Origin of the sequence: Streptomyces flaveolus (genome assembly GCF_014648815.1) — a bacterium.
GTDB classification, from domain to species: domain Bacteria; phylum Actinomycetota; class Actinomycetes; order Streptomycetales; family Streptomycetaceae; genus Streptomyces; species Streptomyces flaveolus.
Genome location: NZ_BMRV01000033.1, coordinates 1 through 7084 on the forward strand (window position 1 = coordinate 1; position 7084 = coordinate 7084).

A 7084-nucleotide genomic window follows, 5' to 3' on the forward strand; every position below is an offset into this window, starting at 1 on the left:
GCCGACGGCCAGTTCGCGCACCAGGCGGTCGTGGGTGTGGGCGTTGCCGAACACCCAGCCGGCGCCGTGGATGTAGAGGATGACCGGCAGGGTGCCGTCGGCCCCGGCGGGCTTGACGATGCGGGCGCGGACGCTGCCCGTCGGACCGCCGGAGACGGTGATCCACTCCTCGTCGACGTCCGGCTTGGCGATCTCGCCGGACTGCACCTCGTCGACGGCCTTGCGGCCTTCCGCCGGCGCCAGGTCGAACAGATAGGGCGGGTTCGCCGTCGCCTCGGCGAACGCCGCCGCCGCGGGCTCCAGCACCGGCTGAACCGGTTCCACGGGGTGGGACATAAGGACTCCTGGGACTCATGTGCTTGCCGGCGTTTCCGGCGAAGCGGCCGTCATCGAATCGGGGATCTCGCTGAGCCGGCCACAGCCACGCTAGAAGCGTGAGGGCAACCGTTGTTGCCCGCCTGCGCACTGTCTCTGACCCCACCGTGCACGGTGGAGCGTCCAGTGCGCTGCCGGACAAATGACAGTGCGCTGACCGGAAAGAGGGCCGGGACCGTCCTGCATAGCGTGAGTGGCGAAGCTGCCGCAGCACGGCCCCCCGTGCACCTCGCCGTAACCCCATCCGGCTCGAGAGCCGCGGCATTGCCACAGATTCCACGCTGTACGCCCCGAAGGAGGTTGTCGAAAGGTGTCCACGATGCCGGTCGGCGGGCTGATTCCCCGCGCCACCGACGACGCGGCGGACCTCGTCGTCCGCAACGCCAAGATCCATACCGGTGATCTCCGTCTCCCGCAGGCCGAGGCGATCGCCATTCGCGACGGCGTCATCACCGCAGTGGGCGGTGACAAGGACGTGGCCGACAAGGTCGGCCCCGCCACGCGCGTGGTCGACGCGCTGGGGCGGAGGATCGTTCCCGGCCTCAACGACGCCCACCTGCACGTGATCCGTGGCGGCCTGAACTACGTGCTCGAACTGCGCTGGGACGGGGTGCGCTCACTGCGTCAGGGACTCGCCATGCTGCGTGAGCAGGCGGCCCGCACGCCCAAGGGCCAGTGGGTGCGCGTGGTCGGCGGCTGGTCGGCCGAGCAGTTCGCCGAACGGCGGCTGCCCACCGTCGCCGAACTGAACGCCGCCGCACCGGACACCCCGGTCTTCGTCCTCCACCTGTACCAGTCGGCGGTACTCAACCGCGCGGCGCTCAAGGCGGTGGGCTACGACAAGGACACTCCCGATCCACGGGGTGGTCAGATCATGCGGGGGCGTGACGGTGAGCCCACGGGCATGCTGCTGGCGGCCCCGAGCGCCCTGATCCTCTACTCGACCCTGGCCAAGGCGCCGATCCTGGACGAGGAGCACAGGAAGACGTCCACGCGTCACTTCCTGCGGGAGTTGAACCGGTTCGGGCTCACCTCGGCGATCGACGCGGCGGGCGGCTTCCAGAACTTCCCCGACAACTACGAGACGGTCACCGAACTGGCCAGGGAAGGCGAGCTGTCCCTGCGCATCGCCTACCACCTGTTCCCGCAGACCGCGGGCCAGGAGATCGACGACCTCACCCGCTGGATCGGCATGGTCCGCCCCGAGGACGGAGACGAATGGCTCCGCCTCAACGGAGCCGGCGAGAACCTCACCTGGGCGGCGGCGGATTTCGAGAACTTCGCCGAGCCGCGCCCCGAACACGCCCCCGACTACGAGGTGGAGTTCGAGAAGGCCGTACGCCTCCTGATGGAGAACGGCTGGGGTTTCCGCCTGCACGCCACGTACGACGAGACCATCCGCCGCGACCTCGCTGTGTTCGAGAAGCTCGCCGCGGAAGGACTCTTCCCCGGCGGGAACCGTTGGCTGTTCGACCATGCGGAGACCGTGTCGGCCGACAGCCTCGACCGCGTCGTCGCCCTCGGCGGAGCCATGTCGGTGCAGAACCGGCTGTCCTTCCAGGGCGAGGCGTTCGTCCGCCGCTACGGGATCGGGGCCGCCGCGGACGCACCGCCGATCCGGGCGATGCTGGCCAGGGGCATGACCGTGGGCGCCGGCACCGATGCCACCCGCGTCTCCTCGTACAACCCCTGGATCGCACTGCACTGGCTGGTCACCGGCCGTACGGTCGGCGACCTGACCATCCATCCGCCGCACAACCGGGTCGACCGGGAAACGGCGCTGGAGATGTTCACCACGGCCGGTGCCTCGCTCACCGGTGAGCAGGACCTCAAGGGCGTCCTGCGCCCGGGTTTCCTCGGAGACCTCACCGTGTTGTCGCAGGACTACTTCACGGTTCCCGACCCGGAGATCCCGCACATCGAAGCCCTGCTGACGGTGGTCGGCGGCCGGATCGTCTACGCAGCCGGCGAGTACGAGGGCATCGACGAGCAGATGCCCCCGCTGACCCCCGAGTGGAGCCCGGTGGCACACTTCGGCGGCTACCAGGCGGCCCCTTCACAGGGCAGGTCGGGAGTCCGCCAGGCCGAGCTTCTCGGCGAGGCCGCCGCGGAGTCGGAACTGCACCGGCAGTGGCGGGCCCGCCGCGGCCTCGTCCCCGAGACCGACAGCCCGGTCCTCGACCCCTGCTTCTTCTGAGCCAGACGTCACTGCAATCGATCTGGTCCCCAGACCTTCTCTCCCACCTCGCGGACGACCGTCCGTGACCGTTGTGAATCACCGAAAGGCATACTCATGGTCGACATCGCCGAGGTCACCGCTGCTCCCAGCCCGGACCTGCTGACCCCCGACAACTGCGCGGTGCTGTTCGTGGACCACCAGCCGCAGATGTTCTTCGGCACGGGCAGCGGCGACCGCACCGCGATCATCAACGCGACCGTCGGTCTGGCGAAGGCCGCCAAGGTCTTCGACGTTCCCGTCGTGCTGAGCACCGTGGCCGCCGAGTCCTTCTCCGGCCCGCTCATGCCGCAGCTGGCGGACGTCTTCCCCGGCCAGAAGATCATCGACCGCAGCACGATGAACGCCTGGGAGGACGAGGCCTTCGTCGAGGCCGTCAAGGCGACGGGCCGCGAGAAGCTCGTCATCGCCGGCCTGTGGACCGAGGTCTGCGTCGTCCTGCCCGCGCTGTCCGCGCTCGCCCAGGACTACGAGGTCTACGTCGTCACCGACGCGTCCGGCGGCGTCAGCCCCCAGGCTCACGAGCACGCCGTCCAGCGGATGGTCCAGGCCGGCGTCGTGCCGGTCACCTGGGTGCAGGTGCTCCTCGAGCTCCAGCGTGACTGGGCGCGTACCGAGACGTACATGCCCGTCATGGACGTCGTGAAGGAGCACGGCGGCACCTACGGTCTCGGGGTCGTCTACGCGCAGGCCGTCATCGGCGAGCACGCCGCCGGCTGACTCGCTCTTCACAGGTGACGACGGACGTCAGGAACGGGCAGACAACGCGATGGACAGCGGATTGTTGGTGCTCCGGCTGGTGGTGGGACTCCTCATCGCCGGGCACGGAGTGCAGAAGGTCAGTTTCCGGCTGGGGGGCAACGGGCTGGCCGGGGGCACCGAAGAGTTCCGCCGGGACGGCTTCCGCGGTGGGACACTCACCGCGCTCGTCGCGGGCGGCAGTCAGATCGGTGCCGGCCTGTTCCTGGCGGCCGGCCTCCTCACCCCCCTGGCGGCGACGGCCGCCATGGGAGTGATGACCGTGGCCGGCACCGTCAAGTGGCACAAGGGGCTGTGGGTCCAGAACGACGGCTACGAGTACCCGCTGGTCCTCGTCGTCGTCGCCGCGGCCCTCGCCCTCACCGGCCCGGGTCAATGGTCGCTCGACGACCTCCTCGGGCCGGCCCCCTGGCCGCTGTGGGTCTCTCTCACGGCGATCGTCCTCGGCCCGACCAGCGGGCTGATCACCCGCGCTGTGCTGCGGCATCCCGCCGCTGCTGACACCACGAACGGAAGGACGCGGCGTGCGTAGGCTGTTGACTGATGCCGCCCGGACACTCGTCCCGCCGAAGGGCGACCGGCACGGGCCCCTGCCGCCGCTGATGCTGGTGCTGACGGTGGTGACCGGCCTCATCGATGCCGTGAGCTACCTGGCGCTCGGCCGGGTCTTCGTGGCCAACATGACCGGCAACGTGGTCTTCCTCGGCTTCGCTCTGGCAGGCGCGCCGGGCCTGTCCGTCACCGCATCCATCGTCTCGATGGTGTCGTTCCTCACCGGAGCACTGGCAGGAGGGCGATTCGGCACCCGGTTCGCGGCCCATCGCGGCCGACTGCTGGCCGCGACGACAGCCATCCAGGCCGTCCTCGTCGCGGGAACGGTGATCGCGGTCGCGCTCTCGCACGGCGAGGTGACCAGTCCGGTTCGCTACACCCTGATCGTGCTGCTCGGCATCGCCATGGGCATGCAGAACGCCGTCGCCCGGCGGCTGGGAGTCCCGGACCTCACCACGACCGTCCTGACTCTCACTCTGACAGGACTGGCCGCAGACTCTTCCCCGGCCGGCGGGGCGACTCCCCGGCCCGGTCGGCGCATCCTCTCGGTCCTCGCCATGTTCCTCGGAGCTCTCGCCGGCGCCCTGCTCCTGCGACATGCCGAGCTTCTGTACATCTTGGTCCTCACCCTGCTGATGCTCGTGGTGACCTCAGTAGCTGCCCACCGCCTGTCAGCCTCCAGCCCCGCCTGGACCAGGCCCCCGTCATGAGGCTGCCGGAGGATTCGGCCTGGGCGCCGCTCGCAGCGCGTGTCTTCCGCGCACTGTGGATCGCGCAACTGGTGTCCAACACCGGCACCTGGATGCAGACGGTCGGCGCCCAGTGGCTGCTCGTCGGGCACAGTGCTGCCCTGGTGACGCTCGTTCAGACGGCCTCCAGCCTTCCCGTCGTCCTGCTCGCGCTGCCCTCCGGGGTACTGGCCGACCGCTACGACCGCCGCAAGGTGCTCCTGGCCGCCCAGTTCGCCATGCTCGTCGTCTCCTCCTCCCTGACGGTGCTCGCCTTCCGCGGCACTCTCGCCCCGGGTGCCCTGCTCGCTCTCACCTTTCTGCTGGGCTGTGGCACCGCGCTGATGGGCCCGGCCTGGCAGGCGGTCCAACCGGAGTTGGTGGAGCGCGAGCAACTGGGCCAGGCCGCGGCTCTGGGGGCCGTGAACATGAACCTGGCGCGCGCCGTGGGCCCGGCCCTCGGCGGCGCAGTGGTCGCCGCGGCGGGCGTCGGCTGGGTCTTCGCCTTCAACGCCCTGTCCTACCTGGGCGTCGCGGCAGTGCTCCTCCTGTGGCGGCGGCCTGAGGCCTCCCGAACCAGCGCCCGGGAGGAAGGACTCCTGGCGGCTGTGCAGGCCGGCCGCCGCTACGTCTGGCATGCTCCCGGCGTCCGCCGGGTCCTGCTGCGCACGATCCTGTTCATCCCGGGCGGATCCGCCCTGTGGTCGCTTCTCCCTCTCGTGGCGAGCCGTTCCCTGGGGCTCGGATCGGGCGGTTACGGGCTTCTGCTCGGCGTCGTGGGCGTCGGTGCGGTGGGCGGCGCCTTCGCGCTGCCCGCGATCCGGCGCAGGCTGGGCGCCAACGGCGTCCTGGCCGCGGGCGCGGCGGTCTTCGCAGCGACGCTGACGGTACTCGCCACGACTCGTTCTCCCTGGCTCGCGGCGGCTGCCCTGCTGCCCGCGGGTCTGGCCTGGATCGGCGTGCTGTCCACCCTCAACGCCCATATCCAGCAGCGGTTGCCCGGCTGGGTCAGGGGCCGGGGACTCGCCATCTACCTCGTGGTCTTCCAGGGCGGGCAAGCGCTGACCGCACCTGTATGGGGTGCACTGGCCGACGGACTGGGGCTGACCCTCGCTCTGCTGATCGGCGCCGGCCTCTTGACGGGCAGTGCCCTGAGTGTGCGCCGCCGGCCCCTGCTCGGCACGGACGGGATCGACCCGAGCCCGTCACACCACTGGCCCGTTCCGCCCCTGGTCTTCGAACCCGGCCCCGCCGACGGCCCTGTGCTCGTCTCTGTCACGTACCGGATCCCTCCAGAGAACAGGGCGGTCTTCACCGACCGTATGAGGCGCGTGGCCCGCTCGCGGCGTCGCACAGGAGCCCTTACCTGGGGCCTCTATCAGGACGGCGCGAACCCTGAACGGTTCATCGAGAAGTACCTGGTCGCCTCCTGGTCGGAACACCTGGCCCAGCATCACAGCCGGCTCACGGCCACCGACCGTCGCTTCGAGGAACAGGCGCGCGAACTACTGGTGGAAGGGACCGCACCTGAGGTGACCCACGCTTTCGATGCCACCGCCGGCCCCGTGGCCACCGCCGAAGAGCAACCCGCGGACTGATACCGGATTCTCCAAGCGGGCCAACTCGCCCCACCCCCGCATGCCAAGCCATCGGTTCACGGTGAACCTCCGCCCCCGGGCAGCGCCGGTGCGCCGGACAGGCCTGGCCTCGCAGCTCGTGGAGCAGATGGCCGGCCACCGTGGCGGCGCACTGAAACGCAACGGTCCCGCCCCCGTCAGCGCCTTGACGGGGGCGGGACCGCGGTCGATCACTCAGCGCCGCGGAGCAGCATGTCGGACCGCAGATCGACGCTCGGTCTCGGTGTACCCGCCCCAAATGCCGTAGTGCTGCTGGGAGGCCAGGGCGAAGCGACCGCACGGATCGCTCATAGGGCAGTTGCGGCAGATCGCTCGTGCCGCGTCCTCGCGCCGCCGGCGAGCCATGCCCCGTTCGCCTGCGGGCGAGAAGAAGACCGCGCTGTCCATGCCGCGGCAGGCAGCATCGGCCTGCCACTCCCATACCCGCAGAAGCGGCTTCGTCCGAGATTTCATCGACCTCTCCTTCCATGATGCGAAGGCGTCACAGTTGCGTGGCGGGGAGCGCCTGAGTACGGACGGGAAGCTGATCCAGCGCGGCAAGCAGCTGATCGAACGGCACCGGTTCAGGGCTCCGTCCGGCGCGCTCGGGCGCCCTGGCGATCCCGGTCATCAGGGCGGCCAGTTCCCCTCCGGCCCGTTCGATCCGGCGGTCGAGGCCCTCGGCGCCCCAGTCCTCGGAGGCGGCGTAGACGCCGGTCGGGACGACGACGGCCTTGAGGTAGGCGAAGAGCGGACGCAGTGCGTGCTCCAGCACGAGCGAGTGCCGGGCCGTGCCGCCGGTCGCCGCGATCAGCACC

The 7084-nt window shown here is 70.3% G+C and carries 8 protein-coding genes; 5 read left to right on the forward strand and 3 right to left on the reverse strand.

Going from position 1 to position 7084, the window contains the following annotated elements:
* On the reverse strand, positions 1-336 hold a 336-nt coding region (locus tag IEZ05_RS35945), incomplete at its 3' end, for an alpha/beta hydrolase (protein WP_189234531.1).
* 358 nt (positions 337-694) lie between these two features.
* Between IEZ05_RS35945 and IEZ05_RS35950 the strand changes: the two genes are divergently transcribed.
* From IEZ05_RS35950 to IEZ05_RS35970, 5 genes are all read left to right on the forward strand, one after another.
* Complete coding sequence (locus IEZ05_RS35950) at positions 695-2572, forward strand: amidohydrolase (protein ID WP_229870020.1); 1878 nt, start codon at positions 695-697, stop codon at positions 2570-2572.
* Positions 2573-2668: 96 nt separating this feature from the next.
* The gene (locus IEZ05_RS35955) at positions 2669-3331 is read left to right on the forward strand and encodes a hydrolase (protein ID WP_189234533.1); all 663 of its coding nucleotides are present in this window, start codon (positions 2669-2671) and stop codon (positions 3329-3331) included.
* Between the two features lie 49 nt (positions 3332-3380).
* Positions 3381-3902, forward strand: a complete 522-nt coding sequence (locus tag IEZ05_RS35960) for a DoxX family protein (protein WP_189234534.1) — start codon at positions 3381-3383, stop codon at positions 3900-3902.
* Entirely contained in the window at positions 3895-4632 is a 738-nt protein-coding gene (locus IEZ05_RS35965; RefSeq protein ID WP_189234535.1) for a YoaK family protein, read from the forward strand. Before IEZ05_RS35960 ends, IEZ05_RS35965 begins: the two co-directional genes overlap by 8 nt.
* Positions 4629-6248, forward strand: a complete 1620-nt coding sequence (locus IEZ05_RS35970) for an MFS transporter (RefSeq protein WP_189234536.1) — start codon at positions 4629-4631, stop codon at positions 6246-6248. The genes IEZ05_RS35965 and IEZ05_RS35970 overlap by 4 nt, the downstream gene beginning before the upstream one ends.
* Before the next feature lie 213 nt (positions 6249-6461).
* Here the strand turns inward: IEZ05_RS35970 and IEZ05_RS35975 are convergent, their stop codons facing one another.
* Together IEZ05_RS35975 and IEZ05_RS35980 are read right to left on the reverse strand one after the other, a co-directional pair.
* Positions 6462-6740 (reverse strand): WhiB family transcriptional regulator, encoded by a 279-nt coding sequence (locus IEZ05_RS35975; RefSeq protein ID WP_189234537.1) that lies wholly within the window; start codon positions 6738-6740, stop codon positions 6462-6464.
* A gap of 28 nt (positions 6741-6768) precedes the next feature.
* Positions 6769-7084, reverse strand: a 316-nt coding sequence (locus tag IEZ05_RS35980; RefSeq protein ID WP_189234538.1) for an NAD(P)H-dependent oxidoreductase, incomplete at its 5' end; no start/stop codon positions are given.

Bases quoted from the DNA above. Each gene is read 5' to 3' on its own strand.
- IEZ05_RS35950 (WP_229870020.1), top strand. From the start codon at position 695: ATGCCGGTCGGCGGGCTGATTCCCCGCGCCACCGACGACGCGGCGGAC.
- IEZ05_RS35955 (WP_189234533.1), top strand. From the start codon at position 2,669: ATGGTCGACATCGCCGAGGTCACCGCTGCTCCCAGCCCGGACCTGCTG.
- IEZ05_RS35960 (WP_189234534.1), top strand. From the start codon at position 3,381: ATGGACAGCGGATTGTTGGTGCTCCGGCTGGTGGTGGGACTCCTCATC.
- IEZ05_RS35970 (WP_189234536.1), top strand. From the start codon at position 4,629: ATGAGGCTGCCGGAGGATTCGGCCTGGGCGCCGCTCGCAGCGCGTGTC.
- IEZ05_RS35975 (WP_189234537.1), bottom strand. From the start codon at position 6,740: ATGAAATCTCGGACGAAGCCGCTTCTGCGGGTATGGGAGTGGCAGGCC.